At 36.2% G+C, this 22,800-nt stretch carries 24 protein-coding genes; 19 read left to right on the forward strand and 5 right to left on the reverse strand.

Annotated features, from left to right (window positions below; all coding sequences use genetic code 11):
* Window positions 1-162: 162 nt before the first annotated feature.
* The 4 genes from ACTJJF_RS04080 to ACTJJF_RS04095 form a co-directional block, all read right to left on the reverse strand.
* Window positions 163-504, reverse strand: a complete 342-nt coding sequence (locus tag ACTJJF_RS04080; protein ID WP_312302988.1) for a hypothetical protein — start codon at window positions 502-504, stop codon at window positions 163-165.
* Window positions 501-692 carry a hypothetical protein gene (locus ACTJJF_RS04085; RefSeq protein ID WP_312302991.1) on the reverse strand — a complete coding sequence of 64 codons (192 nt, stop codon included), beginning with the start codon at window positions 690-692 and terminating at the stop codon, window positions 501-503. The genes ACTJJF_RS04080 and ACTJJF_RS04085 overlap by 4 nt, the downstream gene beginning before the upstream one ends.
* A 69-nt stretch (window positions 693-761) precedes the next feature.
* Window positions 762-2,069: a dihydrolipoamide acetyltransferase family protein gene (locus ACTJJF_RS04090; protein WP_312302993.1), complete on the reverse strand. Its 1,308-nt coding sequence runs from the start codon at window positions 2,067-2,069 to the stop codon at window positions 762-764.
* A gap of 63 nt (window positions 2,070-2,132) precedes the next feature.
* Window positions 2,133-2,960 carry an SAM hydrolase/SAM-dependent halogenase family protein gene (locus tag ACTJJF_RS04095; RefSeq protein ID WP_065398073.1) on the reverse strand — a complete coding sequence of 276 codons (828 nt, stop codon included), beginning with the start codon at window positions 2,958-2,960 and terminating at the stop codon, window positions 2,133-2,135.
* A 132-nt stretch (window positions 2,961-3,092) separates the two neighbouring features.
* On the opposite strand from ACTJJF_RS04095, the gene ACTJJF_RS04100 reads away from it, so the two are divergent.
* The 5 genes from ACTJJF_RS04100 (at window position 3,093) to ACTJJF_RS04120 (ending at window position 7,347) form a co-directional block, all read left to right on the forward strand.
* Window positions 3,093-4,052, forward strand: coding sequence for a PhoH family protein (locus ACTJJF_RS04100; protein WP_312302999.1), 960 nt, complete (start codon window positions 3,093-3,095; stop codon window positions 4,050-4,052).
* A gap of 117 nt (window positions 4,053-4,169) precedes the next feature.
* Window positions 4,170-4,847, forward strand: coding sequence for a porin family protein (locus tag ACTJJF_RS04105; RefSeq protein ID WP_312303002.1), 678 nt, complete (start codon window positions 4,170-4,172; stop codon window positions 4,845-4,847).
* A gap of 142 nt (window positions 4,848-4,989) precedes the next feature.
* Window positions 4,990-5,487: a hypothetical protein gene (locus tag ACTJJF_RS04110; protein WP_312303005.1), complete on the forward strand. Its 498-nt coding sequence runs from the start codon at window positions 4,990-4,992 to the stop codon at window positions 5,485-5,487.
* Between the two features lie 460 nt (window positions 5,488-5,947).
* Complete coding sequence (locus ACTJJF_RS04115; RefSeq protein WP_276162335.1) at window positions 5,948-6,604, forward strand: outer membrane beta-barrel protein; 657 nt, start codon at window positions 5,948-5,950, stop codon at window positions 6,602-6,604.
* Window positions 6,605-6,687: 83 nt separating this feature from the next.
* Window positions 6,688-7,347, forward strand: a complete 660-nt coding sequence (locus tag ACTJJF_RS04120) for an OmpW family outer membrane protein (protein WP_312303009.1) — start codon at window positions 6,688-6,690, stop codon at window positions 7,345-7,347.
* An 82-nt stretch (window positions 7,348-7,429) separates the two neighbouring features.
* Here ACTJJF_RS04120 and ffh read toward each other — a convergent pair whose 3' ends face one another.
* Window positions 7,430-8,791 (reverse strand): signal recognition particle protein, encoded by a 1,362-nt coding sequence (gene ffh, locus ACTJJF_RS04125; protein WP_312303012.1) that lies wholly within the window; start codon window positions 8,789-8,791, stop codon window positions 7,430-7,432.
* Between the two features lie 674 nt (window positions 8,792-9,465).
* Here ffh and atpB point away from each other — a divergent pair.
* From atpB to ACTJJF_RS04195, 14 genes are all read left to right on the forward strand, one after another.
* Window positions 9,466-10,593: a F0F1 ATP synthase subunit A gene (atpB, locus tag ACTJJF_RS04130; protein ID WP_276162333.1), complete on the forward strand. Its 1,128-nt coding sequence runs from the start codon at window positions 9,466-9,468 to the stop codon at window positions 10,591-10,593.
* Window positions 10,594-10,636: 43 nt separating this feature from the next.
* Entirely contained in the window at window positions 10,637-10,855 is a 219-nt protein-coding gene (locus ACTJJF_RS04135; protein WP_007844726.1) for an ATP synthase F0 subunit C, read from the forward strand.
* A gap of 101 nt (window positions 10,856-10,956) precedes the next feature.
* Window positions 10,957-11,451: a F0F1 ATP synthase subunit B gene (locus ACTJJF_RS04140; protein WP_045497327.1), complete on the forward strand. Its 495-nt coding sequence runs from the start codon at window positions 10,957-10,959 to the stop codon at window positions 11,449-11,451.
* A gap of 2 nt (window positions 11,452-11,453) precedes the next feature.
* Window positions 11,454-11,993 (forward strand): ATP synthase F1 subunit delta, encoded by a 540-nt coding sequence (atpH, locus tag ACTJJF_RS04145; RefSeq protein ID WP_312303020.1) that lies wholly within the window; start codon window positions 11,454-11,456, stop codon window positions 11,991-11,993.
* A 16-nt stretch (window positions 11,994-12,009) separates the two neighbouring features.
* A complete protein-coding gene (atpA, locus tag ACTJJF_RS04150) occupies window positions 12,010-13,587 on the forward strand; it encodes a F0F1 ATP synthase subunit alpha (RefSeq protein WP_312303023.1) in 1,578 nt (525 codons plus the stop codon).
* Between the two features lie 76 nt (window positions 13,588-13,663).
* Window positions 13,664-14,527, forward strand: a complete 864-nt coding sequence (gene atpG / locus ACTJJF_RS04155) for an ATP synthase F1 subunit gamma (RefSeq protein WP_440698787.1) — start codon at window positions 13,664-13,666, stop codon at window positions 14,525-14,527.
* Window positions 14,528-14,797: 270 nt separating this feature from the next.
* On the forward strand, window positions 14,798-16,156 hold the full coding sequence (locus ACTJJF_RS04160) for a hemolysin family protein (RefSeq protein WP_212651667.1): 1,359 nt from the start codon (window positions 14,798-14,800) through the stop codon (window positions 16,154-16,156).
* Between the two features lie 9 nt (window positions 16,157-16,165).
* Entirely contained in the window at window positions 16,166-16,471 is a 306-nt protein-coding gene (locus tag ACTJJF_RS04165) for an ATP-dependent Clp protease adaptor ClpS (RefSeq protein WP_123842374.1), read from the forward strand.
* Between the two features lie 343 nt (window positions 16,472-16,814).
* Window positions 16,815-18,662 carry a T9SS type A sorting domain-containing protein gene (locus ACTJJF_RS04170; RefSeq protein ID WP_440698788.1) on the forward strand — a complete coding sequence of 616 codons (1,848 nt, stop codon included), beginning with the start codon at window positions 16,815-16,817 and terminating at the stop codon, window positions 18,660-18,662.
* Between the two features lie 217 nt (window positions 18,663-18,879).
* Window positions 18,880-19,494, forward strand: coding sequence for a uridine kinase (gene udk, locus ACTJJF_RS04175; RefSeq protein ID WP_065398055.1), 615 nt, complete (start codon window positions 18,880-18,882; stop codon window positions 19,492-19,494).
* 4 nt (window positions 19,495-19,498) lie between these two features.
* Window positions 19,499-19,855 carry an FtsB family cell division protein gene (locus tag ACTJJF_RS04180; RefSeq protein ID WP_440698789.1) on the forward strand — a complete coding sequence of 119 codons (357 nt, stop codon included), beginning with the start codon at window positions 19,499-19,501 and terminating at the stop codon, window positions 19,853-19,855.
* Between the two features lie 97 nt (window positions 19,856-19,952).
* The gene (locus ACTJJF_RS04185) at window positions 19,953-21,116 is read left to right on the forward strand and encodes a methylmalonyl-CoA mutase family protein (RefSeq protein WP_440698790.1); all 1,164 of its coding nucleotides are present in this window, start codon (window positions 19,953-19,955) and stop codon (window positions 21,114-21,116) included.
* Window positions 21,116-21,556: a DinB family protein gene (locus ACTJJF_RS04190; protein WP_440698791.1), complete on the forward strand. Its 441-nt coding sequence runs from the start codon at window positions 21,116-21,118 to the stop codon at window positions 21,554-21,556. Before ACTJJF_RS04185 ends, ACTJJF_RS04190 begins: the two co-directional genes overlap by 1 nt.
* Window positions 21,557-21,648: 92 nt before the next feature.
* Window positions 21,649-22,794, forward strand: a complete 1,146-nt coding sequence (locus ACTJJF_RS04195) for a class I SAM-dependent methyltransferase (RefSeq protein ID WP_440698792.1) — start codon at window positions 21,649-21,651, stop codon at window positions 22,792-22,794.
* The last annotated feature ends 6 nt before the right edge of the window (window positions 22,795-22,800 follow it).

The following is a 22,800-nucleotide window of genomic DNA, read 5'->3' on the forward strand; positions in this document are numbered from 1 at the left end:
GTTTTTTTAAAGATAGAACTATTTGATAAAATTTATAATATACGAAAATAAAAACAGCCAAAGGATGCACAGAAACGCAATAGCTAAATGAATAAAATTGGAGTGTGACCTCCGATAAAAACAAAAAAGCTTTCCAACCGGAAAGCTTTTTGTTGATATTTTTTAAAGCCCAAGGAGGGCAAATACGATACCATACAGTAACAGAAGAATTGCCATGAAAATGAAATTCACATTCCTGAGTTTATACTTTTCATTACTCTGAAGAACGATAGCTTCAATAAAAATAAAGAGAAACCACAGTACATGAAAAATCAACATATACAACGCAAAACCAAATGCTCCCCAGCCGCTGGCTTTACTCATTATAATGAAGAATACAATAGTCCCCGGAACAATTACTGCAAGCCGTATTATAATATGCCTCCAGACATTTTGTTGAGAAGGCTGCCTGCTTTTCTCTTCATTCTGTTTGATCTCAAAAAGATCTCTAAGTTCAGGATTCATTCTTTCTGCTTGTTGTATAATTTAACAAAAAACTGCAGAATTCCCACAAAACAAAGAAGATTGATAATACCAAAGGCGCTGTACAACTCCATAGAATAAGTTCCTGTGAAGCCCAGAATAAGCTGGATAAGATCAACAAGGATAATAATGCTCAGTGAAATTACTGCCAGTAAAGTTGCGCCTTTCATATATTATGTCTATTTTATTGAGTGATGGTTTTTAACTTCTGTTTTTTAAGATATTTCCTGAAAAAAAGGTTATATTTCTGTATTCAGATCCCAGTTTTCAAGGTAATCATGAACATGTTTCAGCATCATTCCTCCTAAAGAACCGTCTACTACCCTATGATCGTAAGAGTGAGACATAAACATCAGGTTTCTGATGGCGATCACATCTCCGTCTGCTGTTTCAAGAACCGCAGGTTTCTTAACGATGGCTCCAATAGCTAAAATAGCAACCTGAGGCTGAGGAATGATCGGAGTTCCCATAAGGTTTCCAAAGCTTCCCACGTTAGAAATAGTATAAGTTGCTCCCTGAGTATCTTCAGGTCTTAATTTCTTGTTTCTTGCTCTGTAAGCTAAATCGTTGATGGCTTTTGCAAGACCTGAAAGAGATAGCTGATCAGCATTTTTGATGACAGGAACAATAAGATTTCCGTCTGGCAGAGCAGTTGCCATACCGATATTGATGTTTTTCTTTTTAATGATGTTTTCACCATTTACAGAAACATTGATCATTGGGAAATCCTGGATTGCTTTTACAACAGCTTTTACGAAAATAGGCATGAAAGTAAGTTTTTCACCTTCACGTTTTTCGAAGATCGCCTTGTTTTTGTTTCTCCATTTTACAACGTTGGTAACGTCTGTTTCAATGAAAGAAGTAACGTGTGGAGCAATTTGTTTTGCTTTCACCATATTTTCAGCGATGATCTTTCTCATTCTGTCCATTGGAATGATCTCATCACCTGCACTTACCGGGATCGTAGCTGCCGGAGCAGATACTGCCGGTTGTGGAGTAGAGGCCGCCTGTACCGGAGCTGCTTGTGGAGCCGGCTGCGTTCCTCTGTTGGCTACATACGCCAGAATATCTTCTTTGGTAATTCTTCCTTCCAAACCGCTTCCTTTGATAGATTTCAGTTCAGTTTCAGAAATATTTTCCTGTTGTGCAATTGATTTTACAAGTGGAGACAGATACAGATCTCCTGAGAATTCAACGTTTGCAGCAATTGTAGTTTGTAAAGGCTGCTCAATCGTTTTTAATGTTTCAGCATCCGGAGCAGCAGCAGGTGTTTCTGCCTGTACTTCCTCAGAAGCAGTACCTTCGCCTTCAATTTCTAAAATCGCAATGGCTTCGCCTACTTTTGCAACTTCATCTTTTTGCTTTAAAATTTTTACAATTTTCCCCGAAACCGGTGTCGGTACGTCTGAATCTACTTTATCTGTTGCAATTTCTACTACGGAGTCATCCTCTTTTACGTTATCACCTTCATTGAATAACCAAGTGATAATAGTCGCTTCCATAACACCTTCTCCCATGGAAGGAAGCAATAGTTTGTATTCTGCCATTTTTGATTTTTAGATTTTGACAAATATATAAAAAAAATCGGTTTTTTTATGAAATATATAATTTTAGCTGAATTCAATATAGATATTTTCACCTACATTCAACCCAAACAGGCTTTTAGCACCGTTTTTCTTGCTTCCTTTGTAGATGGTAAGCTCCAATAGCTGACTGTCATTGAAAATCGCCGCAGACTGACCATGGAATTCCGTTTCCCTTTCCCAATCCGAAACTACTTCCGTATGGCTGGAAAAGATCCTTGAAAGACTCAGGTTCCGGAATTTTATCGTGAAACTGTTGTATCCTTTGCTGATATTTTCAAAAAAATCTTTATTGATATTTGAGATTATATTTCCGAAATTATCAATGTAAGTCACTTCACCAATGATCATTCCTTCAGATTCGTTATATACGGCTCTCGGGAACATCAACTGCTTTGCTGTATCTATTTTTCTTCCGATCACTTCCGGGAGCCCGCCGTTGGCAAGATGCACCGCAGCAGGAACAAAAATATCCGTAGACGTAAAATTGATGACATCATCAAATCGGTTATTCAGTGTGAGCTCATAGATTGCTTCAGGTTTAATATCGAAAAAGATAAGGCTCAGAAGTCCGTTGTCTGCCGCCAGGAAGTAGGACCCGTCTGCTTTATAAAGAATATTTTTTCTTGATTTATTATAAAAACTGTCTACCGAAAGAATATGAATGCTGCCTTTCGGGAAATATTTGTATGCATTTCTTACGATATACGAAGTCTGTATAAGGTTGAATGCCTGGATATCGTGGGTTATATCAATAATATTAACCTCAGGATTTAGAGACAGGATTTTGCCCTTTACAGCAGCAACTCTGTAATCTAAATTTCCGAAATCCGAAGTAAGGGTAATAATTGACATGAGCAATGTATAGAATAGTGTAGTATTGCAAAGTTATTTAAAATAAAAAGAATGCCCGAAAGATTGTTGAAAAGAATTTGATATAAATTTGAAAAAAAGCTTTAATTTTAAAATCTAAAATAAAAATACTGCATGTTTGAATTAACATATGATTTGGAAGATATTGATGCGAAAATCTTCTATGGAGTTAATAACCAATATTTCAACTTAATAAAATCAACCTTTCCCACTCTTAAAATTACAGGAAGAGATCATTTCATCTTTGCGATGGGAAATCAGGAAGCCTTAGATATACTGAAGCAAAAACTGGATGATATTGTAAAATTTATCTCTAAAAACAACTCAATAGGGCTGAAAGATGTAGAAAATATTCTGAATATCAAGGACGAAAATGAGAAACAGCTGATTTTCGATCAGGATATTATTGTAAAAGGAGTCAACGGAAAAGTCATTAAAGCCAAAACCACCAATCTTAAAAAACTGGTAAAGGAAACGGAGAAAAAAGACATGGTATTTGCTATTGGCCCAGCGGGAACAGGAAAAACCTATACCAGCGTTGCTTTGGCAGCAAGAGCTTTGAGAGATAAGGAAGTGAAAAGGATTATTCTTACACGACCTGCTGTAGAGGCCGGAGAGAGCCTTGGTTTTTTACCGGGAGATCTTAAGGAAAAGCTGGATCCGTATTTACAGCCGTTATACGATGCGCTTCGTGATATGATTCCTCATGAGAAGCTGGAAGGCTTTATGGAGAAAAAGGTTATTGAAGTAGCTCCTTTGGCATTCATGAGAGGGCGTACCCTTGATGATGCTTTTGTAATTCTTGATGAAGCACAGAATACTACCCATGCTCAGATGAAAATGTTCCTGACAAGAATGGGTATGAATGCGAAATTTATCATTACAGGAGACCCAAGCCAGATTGACCTTCCGAAAAACCAGCAGTCCGGATTGAAAGAAGCCATGAGAATTTTAAATGGAGTGAAGGAGATAGGTTTTGTACATCTTACAGAGGAGGACGTAGTGAGACATCCTGTAGTAAGAAAGATTATTCTTGCCTACAATGATGAGGAGAAGAGACTTAGGAATGACTAATCCGTAACAGGTAAAAGTTTTTTGTTAACCTTTTATTAACCTTGAATTTTAAGACAAAATTTGGTGTTTTAAAAAAAATAGTTAGTTTTGCAGTCCTTAAACTTAGAACTAATACTAATGAAAAAACTTTTACTTACTGCAGCGATCGCTGTACTGGGAATTTCTGCAAACGCTCAGGAATTTAAATTTGGACCTAAAGCAGGATATTCTTTATCAATGCTTAAAGCAACTGGTGAGGGACATACTTACAACTTTGATGCAAAATCTACCTTTTATGTGGGGGCAATGGCTGAATATAAATTCAGTGATAAGTTTGCTGTGCAAGGAGAAGTATTATACTCTCCAATAGGAGGTAAACAAGAGGAAACTGTTTCTTATAGTATGATGGGAGCTACTGTTACAGGTACTGAAAAATCTGACTGGAAGATAGGAACTGTACAAATCCCTGTGAGTGCGAAATATTATGCTACAGAAAACCTAGCATTTGCAGCTGGTCTTAATGTGGGAATTATTACTTCAGCAAAAATAAAAGTGACAGCTGATTTAACAGGATCAGCAGGAGGTCAGACAGTTTCTGATTCTACAAGCGAAACAGAGGATGTGAAAGATCACATGAACAAACTGAATTTAGCCCCGTTTGTAGGTGCTGAATATACCCTTGAGAACGGTTTGTTCTTTGATGCAAGATATAACTTGGGTGTATCTAACCTGATGAAAAAACAAGATGGCGAAAATGGAACCCTTAAAAATAGTTTCATTCAGGTAGGTGTAGGTTTCAAATTCGGAGGAAACTAATTCTGAAAACAGGATCGAAAATAGTAAGAAAGCAGAACAATTTGTTCTGCTTTTTTGTTGCCGGGAACCTGATTCCTGTATTTTGCTTTTACGATGAAAAATAATTAGTACCTTTGCCGCTTAATTTAAAGCTACTAAAAAAATGAAAAAACTATTATTACTAGGTGCTTTTGCACTTTTAGGAGGTGCTGTTCAGGCACAGGAAGGTTTTAAAATTGGTGGACATATCGGTGTTCCGGTATCTGATGCAAGTAATGTATCTTCATTTACCTTAGGAGTGGATGCTGCTTATATGTGGAATATTGCTAAAGGTCTTGACCTTGGGGTAACAACTGGATATTCTCACTTTTTCGGGAAAGATCACTTTGATGATTTCGGATTTATTCCTGTAGCTGTTTCCGGTAAATATAAGTTTAAGGGAGCTCCTATCTTTGTAGGATTAGACCTTGGATATGGTATTTCTACCAAAGATGGAGTAGACGGAGGATTCTATGCACAGCCTAAATTCGGATATCAGATGTCTAAAGGAGAGTTGTATATAGGATATCAGTCTGTAAGCAACAGACGTGACTATGGCTGGTACAGAGACAGCTGGAACGTAGGAGCTGTAAACTTAGGATATAACTTCTTTATCAAATAAGGATAGTTAAAAAATAGCAGGACTCCGGCCGAAGGCCGGAGTTTTTTTGTTGATATAAGGAGAGAAAAACTGAGAAACTTTTTGTAAAACTCTTCCATTTACAGCAATTTTAAACCTTGAGAAACGAAAAAATGCCCTGAATTATAAACAGGTGTTTAAATTTTAAGACTTAATAACTTAAAAATTAACATTTTAAATTAGGCTATTTTAGCATATCCAATAGATTTCATCAGATTTTCAGAAAAAATAAAAATTTGAAAAACCAAGTAAATTGCGCTCTGGTTAATGATTTGTAGTTTTTTTATTCATAATATTGTGAAAAACTCAAAGACTTCTCTTTAATATGAATTATTTTTATAAACCCAATAATTTTAACAATGATATTAATCACATTAACAAATTTTAATATTAGTGTGGACGACTGTAAATTTGCCCTCAGAAAGTATTAAATTTTTTTAAAATGAAAAAAATATTATTAGCGGGTGCTGTTGCACTTTTTGGATTATCAAACGCTCAGATTGCTAAAGGAACTACATATTTATCAGGATCTGTTGGTTATTCTCAAGTAGAATCTAACAACGGTAACGATAAAAAAGAAAACTTCAACGTATTACCTAGAGTTGGTTATTTCGTTAACACAAACTTAGCTGTTGGTTTAGGTCTTGGATACGAAACTGAAAAAACAACTAAAACTACTACAACTACATTAGGTAACACAACAATTGTAACTGAGAATGTAAACAAAACTCCTGCATTTGTAGTTGAGCCTTTCGTAAGAAAATACTGGACTTTATCTGACAAGTTATATTTCTTCGGACAATTAGCTGTTCCAATGAGATTCGGTAAAACTGAAGATGAAAACAGTACTGTAGCTACTTCAGGTAACTCTGTAGTTACTAACTCTACTTCTACTGAAGCTAAATACACTAAAATCGGTGTTACTGTGAAGCCAGGTTTAGATTACTTCCTAAACAAAAACTGGACTATCGAAGCTACTATCGGTGAATTTGGTTATAGCAACTTCAAACCAAAAGATGGTGATGCTACAAACAACTATAACTTCGGTTTGAACTTAGCTTCTGTAACTTTCGGAGTTAAATATGTATTTGCAAAATAATAAACAAAGCATATAACAATAGGACCCTGAGATTTTCTCAGGGTTTTTTTGTATTTTTGGAAACATTTTTTTAAATAATAATCATGAAAAAACTATTATTAGCAGGTGCTGTGGCACTTTTCGGGCTTTCTAATGCCCAAATGACTAAAGGAGACTGGGTGATCAGCGGAAACACAGGAATGGGCTTCAATAACACTACAACGACAGTGAAAGTAGGTAGTAATTCTGTTGATGGTCCAAAAGTAAATAGCTTTTCAATTATTCCTTCCGTAGGGTACTTCGTTATTGATAAATTAGCAGTGGGTATCGACTTGGGATATATGAGTACTACCACTAAATACCAGGGGGTGAAAATTGCAAACTCTACATTCTCCGTAATGCCTACAGCTACTTATTACTTTACTAATTCCAGTAAGCTTGTGCCATTCTTAGGAGCGGGGATTGGATATGCTTCCGATAAGACAAAATATACTTTTAACGGGAATATCAATAATGAAGGATTTGATCCTTTGTTAGCACAGAATACCGAGAACACTACAGATGGTTTGGCATGGAAAGTAAAAGGGGGAGTAACTTATATGGCTACTTCGTCTTTAGGAATCAATCTTGGGGTTTCTTATGATCAGTTTTCAAATAAAGAAACGATCATGAACACAGATGTTAAAACGAATGTTAAGACTTTCGGAGTTAACGTTGGTTTCTCTTATTTCATTAAAGGAAAATCTCAGAAAACTGATAAATAATCAGTTCATAAAAAGATAAAAAACAAAAAAATCCGGCTCAATTTTGAGTCGGATTTTATATTTTGATCAGATTGCTCTTAGATTATTTTCCGAACATTCCGCCCATTCCAGGCATATTCGGCATCTTGCTCATCATCTGCATCATCTGCTTTCCTTGAGGCCCTTGCATCATTTTCATCATTTTACCCATCTGGTCGAATTGTTTCATCAGTTGATTAACGTCTTCAATCTTTCTTCCTGCACCTCTGGCAATTCTGTTTTTTCTCTGTGTATTGATGATAGAAGGTTTTCTTCTTTCTTCAGGCGTCATAGAGTAGATAATCGCTTCAATATGCTTGAAAGCATCATCACTGATCTCTACATCTTTAATCGCTTTACCAACTCCAGGAATCATACCCATCAAATCCTTCATGTTACCCATCTTCTTGATCTGGTTGATCTGCTTTAGGAAATCATCAAAACCAAACTCGTTTTTAGCAATTTTCTTGTGAAGCTTTTTAGCTTCCTCTTCATCAAATTGCTCCTGAGCTCTTTCTACCAAGGAAACAACGTCTCCCATTCCCAGGATTCTGTCTGCCATCCTTTCAGGGTAGAAAAGATCAAGAGCTTCCATTTTTTCTCCTGTAGAGATAAATTTGATCGGCTTTTCAACAACAGAACGGATCGTTAAAGCAGCACCCCCTCTTGTATCACCATCTAATTTGGTTAAAACAACCCCGTCAAAGTTCAAAGCATCGTTGAACGCTTTGGCAGTATTCACCGCATCCTGACCTGTCATGGAATCCACAACGAAAAGGGTTTCCTGTGGCTTGATGAAGTAATGTACAGATTTGATCTCGTTCATCATCTGCTCATCAATTGCCAAACGACCTGCAGTATCCACAATTACGACATCATGACCGTTTGCTTTTGCAAAATTGATTGCATTTTCAGCAATAGTAGAAGGGTTGGTTGCACCTTCTTCAGTATAGACAGGAACTTTGATCTGTCCTCCCAACACTTTCAGCTGATCGATTGCAGCAGGACGGTAAACGTCACAGGCTACCAATAATGGTTTTTTATTTCTTTTTGTCTGTAAATAATTAGCAAGCTTTCCGGAGAAAGTCGTTTTACCCGAACCCTGAAGACCGGCAATAAGGATCACAGATGGCTTTCCTGAAAGATTGATACCTTCCTGAGAGCCTCCCATAAGGTCTACTAATTCGTCATGAACGATTTTCGTCATCAGCTGTCCCGGAGTAAGGGAAGTAAGAACGTTTTCGCCTAATGCCTTATCCTGAACTCTTTTTGTAAGATCCTTTGCAACTTTATAGTTAACGTCGGCATCCACTAATGCTCTACGGATCTCCTTTACGGTTTCCGCCACATTGATTTCGGTAATTTTTCCACGTCCGGAAATATTATGTAATGCCTTGTCTAATTTATCCTGTAAACTATTAAACATATTTATTGTAAATTATAGGTTTGCAAAAATAAGGAATTTTTAAGAAACCTGAGTATGATAGACTTAATATTATAAGGATTTGATTAAAGTTGGAAGCTGGGAGCGGGGAGAGGGAAGTCTTTTGAGGTTGATAAAAGTAAATAAGATTCTTGATAGACTATCTTCTTAAAATAAGAACTGTAGATCATATTTAATAAAGCGTGTTGAATTACGGTTTTGTAGAATAGTAACTTTTACCATCCGGCTTCCGGCTTCCATCCTTAAGAATATAGAAGAAGTCATAATTCTTTTGTTTCAAAAATTATAATCCTATTTTTGCAGCATGAATTTTCTTGATAGTTTTATTATTGTATTATTAATATTACTGCTTAATATAATAGTATATATAATATTTAAAAAGTATTTATACGGTAAACAGGATGCAGGAATGAAATTTCTTGTTATTAATCTTTCTAAAGATCTGATCTGGCTTATAGTTTCCTTAATAATAATAGAGAAGACCAAAGCTAATTTTCTCTTTATAGTGATCTGTTTTCTTATTGCATCATTCCTTATTTATTTACCCATAATAAAACTCATTAATAAGTCTTGACTTTTTTGATGATAAAAATCAATTTTTAGTATTGGTAAAGTTTAATAAAATCGATATATTTGCACACGATTAAAAAAGAGATATGAACAGAAAAATTTCTTCATTATTTTTCGCATTTTTATTTGTGTTTATAAGCAGTTTAGCTTCTGCTCAGCACGAATCTGAAGGAGAGAAATCAGCGGAAAAAGTAGAGAACAAAGAAGCGAAAGAAGGCTTCAATGCGACCACGATGATCATGGAGCACATTGGTGATTCTAATGAATGGCATTTATGGACTACAAAAGATGACAGTGGTGAAGAACATCACGTTTCTATCCCTTTGCCTGTTATCATCAAAGATAATGAAGGCTGGCATACTTTTCTTTCTAGTAGTATTGCTCACGGACACGAACATGATGGGTATACTTTAGAACACGGACAAGTAGTTTCTACTAAAGGTGTTGAAAAAGCTACATTATTTTCAATCATCAGTGGAAAGCAAAAATCAAACGAAGTGTTTTTTGATCTTTCAGTAACAAAAAATGCAGCTTCAATGTTCTTGTCAGTAATTTTTATGGCAGTAGTATTCATAGGAATGGCAAGAAACTATAAAAAGTCACAACTTCCAAAAGGTATCGGAAAATTAATGGAGCCAGTGATTGTATTTATCAGAGACGAAGTAGCTATTCCAAACATTGGGTCTGTTAAATATAAAAGATATATGCCTTATTTATTAACAGCATTTTTCTTTATCTGGATTAACAACTTATTTGGATTAATTCCTTTCTTCCCTTTCGGAGCAAACCTTACAGGTAACATTGCAATTACAGCAGTATTAGCTATCATTACATTATTAATTACATTATTCAGTGCGAATAAAGATTACTGGAAACACATCTTTATGCCGCCGGTTCCAATCTTATTGTACCCAATTATGGTTCCAATCGAGATTATCGGGATCTTTACAAAACCTTTCGCTTTAATGATGCGACTTTTTGCTAACGTTACAGCGGGACACATTATGATTTTGGCGATCGTTTCACTGATCTTCATTTTCAAAACTCCATTATTAGGATTTGCATCTGTACCATTAGCATTATTCGTTTCAGTATTGGAATTATTGGTAGCAGCATTGCAGGCTTATATCTTCACTGTATTATCCGCACTATTTATCGGAATTGCAGTTGCAGAACACGACCATGAGCACGGTCACGAAGAGCATGCTCACTAATTAAAAGAAAAAATAATTTTTTAACTAATATAATTTATTTATTATGGATTTATCAACAGGAGCAGGATTAATTTACGTAGGTATCGGTTTAGCAGTACTAGGTGTAGGTCTAGGTATCGGTAAAATCGGTGGTCACGCAATGGACGCTATCGCTAGACAACCAGAACAAGCTGGTAAGATTCAAGGAGCAATGCTTATCGCTGCTGGTCTTATTGAAGGTGCTGGTCTTATCGCGATCATCTTTGGTGCTTTCATCAAGTAATCTATCCTCAAAAAACATTCTTAGCAGTAAAGCGGTTGGCTGCTGCTAAGAATTTTAAAAAACAATCCATAAAATAACATTTAAAAAAAGAATTTACAGATATGGGAATTATTGAACCTGGAATTGGACTTTTGTTTTGGATGACCCTTACTTTTGTTATCCTATTGTTTCTTCTAGCTAAATTCGCTTGGAAACCAATCGTAAATGCTGTTAATGAAAGAGAAACTTCTATCGTTGATGCATTGAACCAAGCTAAATTGGCTAAAAAAGAGATGGAAGATCTTAAAGCTGACAACGAAAGAATCATTCGTGAAGCTAAAATCGAAAGAGATGCTATCCTTAAAGAAGCCAGAGAAATTAAAGACAGAATCGTAGGTGAAGCTAAAGATGTTGCTAAAGCGGAAGGAGACAAACTTATCGAAGCTGCTAAGCAAACGATCAACGCTGAGAAAAATGCTGCAATGGCAGACATCAAAACTCAGATCGGTGCTTTATCTGTAAACATTGCAGAATCTATCTTGAAACAAAAGCTGGATAACACTGAAGCTCAAAACGAATTAGTTCAAAATTATATCAACAAATCTAACCTTAACTAAGAATGCTTACATCTAAAGTAGCGAAAAGATACGCACAGGGCTTACTTGACTTCACTAATGAATCAGGTCAGACAGCTGCTGTATTTTCTGAAATGAAAGATGTAGTGAAGATCATGGCTGAATCTAAGGATTTGAACAAATTCTTCCTTACACCTTACATTGATGCAAAAAAGAAAATAGAGGTAGCAAACGAAATTTTCAAAGGTTTATCAGCATCTTCCCAGAATTTGATCAGATTGGTTATTAAACACGGACGAGAGAACCAATTGAAAAATATCGCTCAGGAATTCATCAACAAAGTTGAAGACATCAACGGAGTACAGAGAGTAACGCTTACCACAGCTACTCAGCTTTCCAAAGAGAATATTGATCAGATTCTAAGATCTACCAACCTGGTGAATACCAACTCAAACTTCGATTTGAAACTGATCATCAACCAGGATATTTTAGGTGGATATATCCTAAGAGTAGGAGACCAGCAGGTAGACGCATCTGTGAAGACCAAATTGAACCAAGTTAAAAAAGATTTCCAATTAAATTAAGAAAAACAACCATACAATGGCAGAAATAAATCCGGCAGAAGTATCTGCGATCTTAAAACAGCAATTGGCCAACTTCGATACTCAATCAAACGTTGAGGAAGTAGGTACAGTTTTAACCATCGGTGATGGTATTGCTCGTGTATACGGGTTAGAAAACGTACAATACGGAGAGTTGGTGAAATTTTCTAGTGATGTAGAAGGTATTGTACTTAACCTTGAAGAAGACAACGTAGGTGTTGCTCTACTTGGTGAAAGTAAATTAGTAAAAGAAGGTGATACAGTAAGAAGAACTAACAGAATCTCTTCAATCAAAGTAGGAGAAGGTATGTTAGGAAGAGTAGTAGATACTCTTGGTAACCCTATCGACGGTAAAGGTCCTATTACTGGGGATTTATATGAAATGCCACTAGAAAGAAAAGCTCCTGGAGTAATCTACAGACAACCGGTAACTGAACCATTACAGTCAGGTATCGTTGCGATCGACTCTATGATCCCTGTAGGAAGAGGACAGAGAGAGCTTATCATCGGTGACAGACAAACAGGTAAAACTACTGTTGCGATCGATACGATCATCAACCAAAAAGAATTCTTTGATGCTGGTAAGCCAGTATATTGTATATATGTTGCGATCGGTCAGAAAGCTTCTACTGTAGCACAAATCGTTAAAACCCTTTCTGATAAAGGAGCTTTGGCATATACTGTAATCGTTGCGGCTAACGCTTCAGATCCTGTTCCAATGCAGGTATACTCTGCGATGGCAGGTGCTGCTATCGGTGAGTTCTTCAGAGATACAGGTAGACCGGCGCTTATCGTTTATGATGATTTATCTAAACAAGCTGTTGCTTACCGTGAGCTTTCTCTACTATTAAGAAGACCACCGGGCCGTGAAGCATACCCTGGAGACGTTTTCTATCTTCACTCAAGACTATTGGAAAGAGCTGCAAAAGTAATTGCTGATGACGAAATTGCTAAGCAGATGAATGACTTACCAGAGTCTCTTAAGCCTATCGTGAAAGGTGGTGGTTCATTAACTGCTCTTCCAATCATCGAAACTCAGGCAGGTGACGTTTCTGCGTATATCCCAACTAACGTAATCTCTATTACAGACGGACAGATCTTCCTGGAGTCTGATCTATTCAACTCAGGGGTGCGTCCTGCGATCAACGTAGGGATCTCTGTATCAAGGGTAGGAGGTAACGCTCAGATCAAATCAATGAAAAAAGTATCTGGTACATTAAAACTAGATCAGGCACAATATAAAGAATTGGAAGCGTTCGCTAAGTTCGGATCTGACCTTGATGCTTCTACTTTAGCAGTAATCTCTAAAGGAGAAAGAAACGTAGAGCTTCTTAAGCAGCCGGTTAACTCTCCTCTTCCGGTAGATAGCCAGGTAGCTATGATCTATGCTGGTACTGAGAACTTATTGAGAAATGTTCCATTGAACAAGATTAAAGAATTCCAACACGAGTATATCGAGTTCCTGAGATCTAAGCACCCTGATACAATGGCTGCTATCAAATCTGGAAAAATCGATAACGATATTACAGGTGTTCTTAAGCAGGCAGCTAACGATTTAGCTTCTAAATACAACTAAAAAAATTCAATGTTTAAGGTTTAAAATGTAAGTTTTAAGCCTTAAACTTTAGACCTTAAACTTTGAACCCAAATTAATGGCAAACTTAAAAGAAATACGAGGCAGAATCACGTCAATTTCATCTACGATGCAGATTACCCGTGCTATGAAAATGGTTTCCGCTGCGAAACTTAAAAAAGCACAGGATGCAATTGTAATGTTAAGACCTTATTCTGAAAAATTACAGGAGCTTATCCAGAATGTAAATTCTAGCTCTGATCCTGACCAGGTTTCTGTATATGCTCAGAAAAGAGAGGTTAAAAGAATACTTTTCATCGCTGTTACTTCAAACAGAGGTCTTGCGGGAGCTTTTAACTCTTCAATCGTAAAAGAGCTTAACCTTCAGTTTCAGGACAAATCTCAATATGAGATTGAAGTTCTTCCTGTAGGTAAAAAAGTATATGATGCTGTAAGAAGAAATCGTTCAGTATATACTAATGGAAGTTCTGTATATGATAACCTGAACTTTGATACAGTGGCTCATATCACAGAAGGAGTAATGACCAGCTTCAAAGAAGGTAAATTTGACGAAGTTTACGTTATTTATAACAAATTCGTTAATGCTGCTACTCAGGAAGTAACTACAGAACAACTTCTTCCGATCTCAATGCCTGAAACTACAGAACCACAGGTTGAAACAGATTATATTTTCGAACCTAACAGAGCTGAGATCCTGGATAATCTGATTCCAAAATCAATCAAAACTCAGGTTTTCAAAGCAATCTTGGATTCAGTAGCATCTGAGCACGGAGCGAGAATGACTGCAATGCACAAAGCAACAGATAACGCTCAGGCTTTAAAGAATGATCTTGTGATCTTCTACAACAAAGCAAGACAGGCTGCAATTACCAACGAAATCCTGGAAATTGTTTCCGGAGCAGAAGCTTTAAAAAATTCGTAAAGAATTATTTTAACATACCATCAAAAGCATCGATATTGTCGGTGCTTTTTTTGTTTCAGAAAGTCTAAAACTGAAATTTAGTACGCAAAAATCTTATTTTGAGGTAAAAAAGACATCAGTACCTCAATTATTTTTGTTAGTGGAAAATAAAGGGGTTTTATAACGTCATATTTTCCTTTCTAAAAATCCTGCACTGAAATAATTTTATCTTTCTCACATTATTTTTATTTTGTATATCTTTGTACCTAATAAAATATATACAACTTCTAAATGGACTCGGACATAGTCAGGCTTTTGCTGGCCTTATTTCTTGTTTTACTAAATGGCTTCTTCGTAGCCGCAGAATTTTCAATTGTTAAAGTTCGTTATTCTCAAATCCAACTAAAAGCCGCAGAAGGCAATTCTATGGCAAAACAGGCAGAACATATCATCAAACATCTGGATGAGTACCTTTCTGCTACACAGTTAGGAATTACATTGGCATCCCTTGCCCTGGGTTGGGTAGGAGAAAGTGCCCTGCATCATATTGTAGAAAATATTTTTACATCTTTGAGCATTGATTTGACTCAGACCACGATTACTACAATTTCAGTAGCAACCAGTTTTGTACTGATCACCGTTATGCATATTGTATTTGGTGAGCTTATCCCGAAATCAATTGCCATCAGAAAGTCAGAATCCACAACGATGGCAACTGCAGTACCTCTGAGGGTTTTTTATACTGTCTTTAAACCGTTTATATGGTTGATGAATCTCATGTCCAACGGATTTTTAAGATTAATTAAAATTCATCCTGCTTCAGAACAGGAAATTCACTCTACAGAAGAGCTTCAGCTTTTGGTAAAGCAGAGTGCAGATAGCGGTGAGATTGAAGAAGAGAACTACGAGATCATCAAAAATGCATTTGATTTTACGGATCATTCTGCCAAGCAGATTATGGTACCGAGACAAAATATTACTTCCATTGATTTTGAAGAAGATGTCAATGATATTATCAATAAGATTATGGATAGCGGATATTCCCGTATTCCGGTGTATATTGACTCTATTGATAACGTTATCGGGATTTTCTATACCAAAGAGATTATAAGAGAATTTGTTAAAAGAAAAGGGCAGCTGGATCATGATGATCTTAAAGAACTAATGCGTGATGCCTTTTTCGTGGTTGAAAGCAAGAAAGTATCTGACTTATTAAAAACTTTCCAGCTTAAAAAGCAGCATATAGCGATTGTTATTGATGAATTCGGAGGAACTGAAGGGATCATTACCCTTGAAGATATTCTGGAAGAATTGGTAGGAGAGATCCAGGATGAAGAAGACGAAGAAGAAAAAATCGTTGATAAAATTGCCGATAATACCTACTGGGTACAGGCAACACAGCCTCTGGATGAAATCAATGAATTTTTACCTAAAAAACTCCCTCTTTCCGAAGAAAGTGAATATAACTCATTAGCAGGATTTATTTTGTACGAACTGGAAGAAATTCCGGAAGAGAATCAGGAGTTTGACCTGGATAATTATCATTTCAAAATTCTGAAGATGAATAATAAGAGCGTGGAGCTTGTCGAGCTGGTATATCATGAGCCCAATGCTATTGATAACCTGGCAGATAAAATTGGTGAAGTTTAAAACATTAGAATGAATTTTTATAATACAATAAAAGACTACGAAAACCCGAAACGTCAATACGAAGAAGAAGTTCTCGTACTTGATGATACGGATGAAGTTTATAAACTGGTGCTTCATAATGATGACGTTCATACATTTGACTATGTGATCGATTGTCTGATCGAAATATGCAAACACACACTTGAACAGGCTGAGCAATGTACCATTCTTGTTCATTATAAGGGCAAATGTACCGTGAAAACAGGCTCAATGGATGTTTTAAAGCCCATGCACGAAAAATTACTTTCACGCGAATTAACAAGTGAAATCGTATAAAATAAAGAGGTTGTCCAAAAAGGTCAGCCTCTTTTCAATTTTGTCAATGTAGATATCTTTTTTACTGAAAACCTTCATTAAATGATTCTCCATCGTTATGAAGACGGGAGCTTCAGGCGTATTATTGTTGATGTATTACCGAAAAATACTCTTTCAGGTGAAAAATATCCATACAACTTTATAGCTTATTTGTATATTCTTAACATTTTAAAAATTGTGCTGCAATAGACTGTTTTTTATTTTATAAGATAGATGTCATATTTTTTAAGTTTTTTTTGTTAAAAAGATTTAAAATTTAAAAATATTTATTATTTTTAAAACAGAACCACAAAAAAAACATTATATGACATTAAAAATTACTTCGCTGATTTTAGGCAGCGTGCTGTGCTGTAGCAGCTTAATGGCTCAGGAATCATCTTTTGAAGCACCTGCAAACCGATGGATTAAAGAGAATTCCAGAAATCTGGGAATTCAGAATTTTAGTAAGCTTACCTTGTATTCTGTACGTAAAGGGCATACCGGAGAAACATTGCGTTACCAGCAGTTTATCAAGGAAGTGCCGGTTTTTCAGTCTGAAATTCTGGTCCATTTCAATAAAGAAGGTAAAATAAGTTATACTTCTTCTGAAAGCTTAAAGAAAAACCTCAAAGAAATAGACATTACACCTGCTATTTCCTCATCCGAAGCTTTTAAAAAGGCATATATTGCTTCTAAATCGCAAGGAGAAATCACTTATCAGGAAAATAAATTGTTCGTTTATATTACAGAAAAGGGAAATACAAAGCTTGTATACAGAGTAGTTATTAATTCTTATGACAATTCCGGAAGCTGGGAGACAATTGTTGATGCTAAAACAGGAGAGATTATCAGTGTTAAAGACATTGCCGTATATCATAAACATAAAGATGAAACCTCTGAATCTCCTAAGAAGAAAACAAAGCAGCTCAATAAAACAGTTAGTTTTAAAGCTTCAGGCTCCGGTTATGTATATGACCCGGATCCGCTGTCAAGAACGGGATCAACATATGGAGGCAGTTATGTAGATGGTAATGATGTCACGAATGCCAGTTTAGACAATGCAAGAAGCCTTGTCACATTATCAGATATAGAATTTGCCAATAATGTATACAAACTGAAGAATTCTTATGTAGAAATCAGAAATATCACCGCACCCAATACCGGTTTATTCACACAGGATACCAATCAGTTTTTGTTTAACAGAAGTGAGTTGGGGTTTGAGGCTGTAAATGCTTTCTGGCATATAGATAAGAGTTTAAGATACATCAATGAGACATTAGGAATCAGCTGTAAACCGACTACAAATGGTGGGGCTGTTATTTATGACCCCCATGCACTTAACGGACAAGATAACTCAAGATATAGCACTGCAGGTTCTTTGGAATTTGGCCAGGGAGGAGTAGACGATGCAGAAGATGCTGATGTGATCCTGCACGAATTAGGACACGGAATTCATCACTGGCTATCCGGTGGAGTGTCCAATGCTGACGGTCTGAGTGAAGGTTCCGGTGATTACTGGGCACAATCCTATAGCAGAAGCCTGAACCAATGGGCTTCGTCTACCCCTCAGTACAACTGGGTGTTTAGCTGGGATGGGCATAACACCATATGGGACGGCAGAATTACCAATACAACTATGATCTATCCAGGCTCCGGATCATTCTATGATAAAGCGCAAATCTGGTCTACCTGCCTGATGAGAATTTATGACAGAATCGGAAAAGAAAAAACAGACAGGGCGTTTTTGGAAGGTTTGGATTTAACAACTTCAACAACTAACCAGCAGAATGCTGCTATTGCCGTAAGACAGGCGGCGATTGATATGCTGGGGCAGTTTGGGTTTACATGTAATGATATTAACATCATGACTGAAGAGTTTACCACTTCAGGCTATGTACTTCCGGAGTATGCTTGTCAGGCTCTTAGCACAAAAGAAATTAAAAAAGAACAGCCGGTTTCCATTTATCCTAATCCGGCTTCGGACTTCTTAAACATATCGTTGAAAGGAAACAAAGAAGAAAAAGTGGAAATTTACAATATGGAAGGAAGAAAAGTAATTGATGCAACAGTAGGAAACGGAAGAAACCAGATCAATATTTCAGGTCTTCAGACAGGTGATTATATCTTAACCATAAAAAGCCTGGAAATATCCACAAAATTTATTAAAAAATAGTCATTAAAATTTTAAACCCGGTGTTTCAGCATCGGGTTTTTTTGTGGATTTCAGGCTTAAAAGACAGTTTATAGACATAAATGATAAATAGAGATACCATTGCAAAGAGTTTTTTAATTTTTAAGTCCTTTAATCTTTTAATTTCTCAATATTCTTACATTGTTATATCTTATCTAAAATAGTATATTTGTACCAACTATAAAGAAACAAAAAAACAATGCTTGTAATAGGAATTGCCGGTGGAACAGGATCCGGCAAAACTACAGTTGTTGATAAGATACTTCAGCAGCTTGATATCGAAGGAATGAATATCCTTTCTCAGGATAATTATTATCATGATAACCAAGGTCTTACGTTGACGGAAAGAGAGGCTTTAAATTATGACCATCCGAAGTCTATAGATTTTGAATTACTGATAAAACATGTGAAGGCTTTAAAGAATAATCAGCCGATTGAGCAGCCGATTTACAGCTTTGTCACTCATTCCAGAACAGGAGATCATGTCACTGTAGAACCTAAAAACGTATTGGTGGTGGAAGGAATTCTGGTACTTACCAATAAAGAATTGCTGAAAGAATTTGACCTGAAGGTTTTCGTTCATGCAGATTCAGATGAAAGGCTGATCAGGAGGATCAGAAGAGATACACAGGAAAGAGGAAGAGATCTGGGAGAAGTACTGCACCGTTACCAGACTACCCTGAAACCTATGCACCAGGAATTCATCGAGCCGTCTAAAAATGAAGCGGATCTTATCATCCCGAATATGAAGCAGAATTCCGTAGCAATTGATTTTTTAACTACTGTTATTAAAAACTCGTTGAGAAAACATTAAGAAAATGGAAGAAAACAAACTTATCAAAGACATTCAGCCGAAATCTGAAACATTCAAACTTATCCAGAAATATGTTTTGAATAAATATACCATTACGATCTGTCTGTTCCTGGTATGGATGATTTTCTTCGACAAAACTTCATTTCTTGTTATCAACGAACTCAATGGGGAGATTCACAAATATGAAGAGCAGCTTGAGTATTACAAAAAAGAATACCAAAAGAATGATGCTTTTTATAAAAAACTGATGAACAACAAGTCAGAAAAAGAAAAATACGCAAGAGAGAATTATTTTATGAAAAAACCGAATGAAGAAATCTTCATCCTGGTGGTTGACAGCACAACAGTCACTAAGAAATAATAAAGTTGAATAGAATTTCAATCTGAAATATATTTTAATTTTAAAAATTCACCTGTAAAGTTAAATTCACTATTGACAATTCACAAATAAAAAACTAATGTCAAATACAGATACATTTTCAAACTGGGAAAATTTAGTAAAAAAGCAGCTTAAAACGGACGATATTTATCCGGTTTTACAAAAAGAAAACCTTGAAGGAATCGAAGTAAAGCCTTTTTATACAGAAGTTCACAAGCCTTTGGCCAATCTGCCGAGAGTGGAAGAAAGCACCCATTTGGTTTCCAGGTATCATGAAAGCCTGGAAGATGAAGTATTTGCATTTTTGCTTGATCAGAATGTGGAAAACCTGAGCGGGAAGACCATTTTTGTTAATAATAAAGAACTTGCAGGACACATCAGTCCTCAGGAAGAAGACCAGTATTTCTCTTTGATTGATGTTTTTAACGAAAAAGAAGCTATTATTGATGATCAGCTGGCAAAAGAATTATTGGCAAAAGAATTCAAAAGAAGTATTTGTATAGATATTTCCCTTCATCAGAATGCCGGAGCAGCTATTGATCAGCAGCTGGGTATTGCTTTGGCAAAAACCAAAGAACTGGCAGAAGTATACGGAGCGGAAATCTTAAACAAGCTGATCTTCAGAATTGCCGTTGGAGGAAATTATTTCTTTGAAATGGCCAAACTGAGAGCATTCAAAATGGTCTTCAACCAGCTTTCCAAGGAATATGGGCTGGATGAAGTTCCTTATATCTTTGCAGAAACTTCCCTTAGAAATAAGGCTGTTTCTGACAATGAAAATAACCTGATCCGCTCCACACTGGAACTTGCCTCTGCCATGATAGGAGGAGCAGATGCTGTTTTTTCCAGTAATTATCTTGTAGACAGAAGTACGGATAACTCTGAAGAGATTTCTTTTAAACAACAGATCGTTTTGGCGTACGAAAGTATTATCAATGTATTCGAAGACGCTGCCAACGGAAGCTATTATGTAGAAGATATCACCCAGCAGATCGCCGGTAAATCCTGGGCTTTATTTGTTGAGATGGAAGAAGCAGGAGGTTATCTGGAGCTTTTGAAACAGGGAGTGGTTCAGAAAAAGATCTATGATCATGCTGTTGAAGAGCAGCAGTGGATCGAAGAAGGAAAAATTAAGCTGATCGGAGTTAATTTATACCCTAAATTAGACGTTAAAAAGTCAATTGCAGACCTGTACAACGAAAAAGAAATAAAAGCCGTGCGCTGGGCAGAAATGTTTGAATAATGAAAGAAAAACTGATTGACTTATTTGAATATACTTATCATTTCAATAATGAGATGATCAAAATTATTTCAAAACATAAGGATGTTCTTGATGAGAGAACCGTCAGTTTGATCAATCATACCCTTAATGCGCAGCAGATCTGGAATGCAAGAATATCAGGGCAAACAACCTTTGAAGTCTGGCAGATCAATCCTTTTGAATCCCTGGAAGAGATCAATCATCAGAATTTTCTGAAAAGCATTGATATTGTTCAAAATTCTGATCTTGATGAGCGGGTAGAATACCGGAATTCAAGAGGAACAAAATTTGAGAACAGTATTTTTGATATGCTTTTTCATGCTGTTAATCATTCTACCTATCACAGAGGGCAGATCAACTCTTTGCTTAAACAAAATAATATACAGCCAGTAATGACGGACTATATTTTTTATAAGAGATAGCTTTTTGATTAATCATTCTTCAAAAAAATTAAAATGATTCAACCTGAAATCAGGAATGCTGAGCTGGCAATCTGTGTAAATCTGTATTATCTGTGGTTAAAATATTAAATAAAGAAGTTCAAAACTATATCAATGCAAATCTCCGGACGGATCTGCATGCATTACTCTTAAAAAAATCCCCGTTTCCCGAAGTTTTTATGCAGGAAATTGTCCAGCAGATTAAAGGAAAGCAGGTTGCAGAAAAGAAATTCCCTTTTTTACTGAAAGAAGGGATTGTTTTTCCTCCACAATTGAACCTTGAGCAGTCTTCATCAGAGAAAACGGCACTTTACAAATCAGAAATTTTAAAAGGAAAGACGTTTATAGATCTCACCAGTGGTTTTGGGATTGATGCTTATTATTTGTCCCGGAATTTTGAAGAAATCACTCTGGTAGAGCAGAATACAGAGCTTTTAGAGATTGTAGGGCATAACTGGGACATTCTGGGCAGGAAAGCAAGGCTGATCAACCGGAAACTGGAAGATTTTTTAAAGGAAAACCAGGAAAAATTCGATACGGTTTATCTCGATCCGGCCAGAAGAGACCAGAATAAGAATAAAGTCTTTCTTTTAGAAGATCTGTCACCGGATATTCTGGCCATTCAGGAAACATTACTGTCAATTTCAGGTCAGGTAGTGATCAAGCTTTCTCCTCTGATTGATCTGAAATACCTGATTTCTGTTTTACCTCAGACGTACAGAATCGATATTATTGCCCTTAAAAATGATGTTAAAGAAATTGTAATCTTTTTATCCAAAGAAAAAAAAGAAGAGATTATCTACCACTGTGTGAACCTGGATAGTGGAGAATCAGCTTTTACTTATCGTTTTGGGGAAGAAGAAAATGCCGAAGCAGAGTATTCTGAGCCTGAAAAGTTCATTTATATCCCTGATAATACTATTCTGAAAGCAGGAGCCTTTAATCTTATTTCAAAACGATTCGGATTGAAAAAACTTCATCCCAATACCCATCTGTACACTTCCTCTGTAAGACTGGAAAACTTTCCCGGAAGAATTTTTGAAATGGATGTGGTTGATTCTAAAAGTATTAAAAAGAAGGGGCAGTTCAATATTATTTCAAAAAACTATCCTTTAAAACCTGAAGAAATCAAAAAGAAATACGGATTAAAGGATGGGGGAGATCAGTACCTTATTTTTACACAATCCAAAAAAGGAAAAATTATATTAAAATCAGTATAAAAATGT

This window comes from Chryseobacterium sp. 22458 (assembly GCF_052044975.1).
GTDB lineage: Bacteria > Bacteroidota > Bacteroidia > Flavobacteriales > Weeksellaceae > Chryseobacterium.

Bases quoted from the DNA above. Each gene is read 5' to 3' on its own strand.
- ACTJJF_RS04080 (WP_312302988.1), bottom strand. From the start codon at position 504: ATGAATCCTGAACTTAGAGATCTTTTTGAGATCAAACAGAATGAAGAG.
- ACTJJF_RS04085 (WP_312302991.1), bottom strand. From the start codon at position 692: ATGAAAGGCGCAACTTTACTGGCAGTAATTTCACTGAGCATTATTATC.
- ACTJJF_RS04090 (WP_312302993.1), bottom strand. From the start codon at position 2,069: ATGGCAGAATACAAACTATTGCTTCCTTCCATGGGAGAAGGTGTTATG.
- ACTJJF_RS04095 (WP_065398073.1), bottom strand. From the start codon at position 2,960: ATGTCAATTATTACCCTTACTTCGGATTTCGGAAATTTAGATTACAGA.
- ACTJJF_RS04100 (WP_312302999.1), top strand. From the start codon at position 3,093: ATGTTTGAATTAACATATGATTTGGAAGATATTGATGCGAAAATCTTC.
- ACTJJF_RS04105 (WP_312303002.1), top strand. From the start codon at position 4,170: ATGAAAAAACTTTTACTTACTGCAGCGATCGCTGTACTGGGAATTTCT.
- ACTJJF_RS04110 (WP_312303005.1), top strand. From the start codon at position 4,990: ATGAAAAAACTATTATTACTAGGTGCTTTTGCACTTTTAGGAGGTGCT.
- ACTJJF_RS04115 (WP_276162335.1), top strand. From the start codon at position 5,948: ATGAAAAAAATATTATTAGCGGGTGCTGTTGCACTTTTTGGATTATCA.
- ACTJJF_RS04120 (WP_312303009.1), top strand. From the start codon at position 6,688: ATGAAAAAACTATTATTAGCAGGTGCTGTGGCACTTTTCGGGCTTTCT.
- ffh (WP_312303012.1), bottom strand. From the start codon at position 8,791: ATGTTTAATAGTTTACAGGATAAATTAGACAAGGCATTACATAATATT.
- atpB (WP_276162333.1), top strand. From the start codon at position 9,466: ATGAACAGAAAAATTTCTTCATTATTTTTCGCATTTTTATTTGTGTTT.
- ACTJJF_RS04135 (WP_007844726.1), top strand. From the start codon at position 10,637: ATGGATTTATCAACAGGAGCAGGATTAATTTACGTAGGTATCGGTTTA.
- ACTJJF_RS04140 (WP_045497327.1), top strand. From the start codon at position 10,957: ATGGGAATTATTGAACCTGGAATTGGACTTTTGTTTTGGATGACCCTT.
- atpH (WP_312303020.1), top strand. From the start codon at position 11,454: ATGCTTACATCTAAAGTAGCGAAAAGATACGCACAGGGCTTACTTGAC.
- atpA (WP_312303023.1), top strand. From the start codon at position 12,010: ATGGCAGAAATAAATCCGGCAGAAGTATCTGCGATCTTAAAACAGCAA.
- atpG (WP_440698787.1), top strand. From the start codon at position 13,664: ATGGCAAACTTAAAAGAAATACGAGGCAGAATCACGTCAATTTCATCT.
- ACTJJF_RS04160 (WP_212651667.1), top strand. From the start codon at position 14,798: ATGGACTCGGACATAGTCAGGCTTTTGCTGGCCTTATTTCTTGTTTTA.
- ACTJJF_RS04165 (WP_123842374.1), top strand. From the start codon at position 16,166: ATGAATTTTTATAATACAATAAAAGACTACGAAAACCCGAAACGTCAA.
- ACTJJF_RS04170 (WP_440698788.1), top strand. From the start codon at position 16,815: ATGACATTAAAAATTACTTCGCTGATTTTAGGCAGCGTGCTGTGCTGT.
- udk (WP_065398055.1), top strand. From the start codon at position 18,880: ATGCTTGTAATAGGAATTGCCGGTGGAACAGGATCCGGCAAAACTACA.
- ACTJJF_RS04180 (WP_440698789.1), top strand. From the start codon at position 19,499: ATGGAAGAAAACAAACTTATCAAAGACATTCAGCCGAAATCTGAAACA.
- ACTJJF_RS04185 (WP_440698790.1), top strand. From the start codon at position 19,953: ATGTCAAATACAGATACATTTTCAAACTGGGAAAATTTAGTAAAAAAG.
- ACTJJF_RS04190 (WP_440698791.1), top strand. From the start codon at position 21,116: ATGAAAGAAAAACTGATTGACTTATTTGAATATACTTATCATTTCAAT.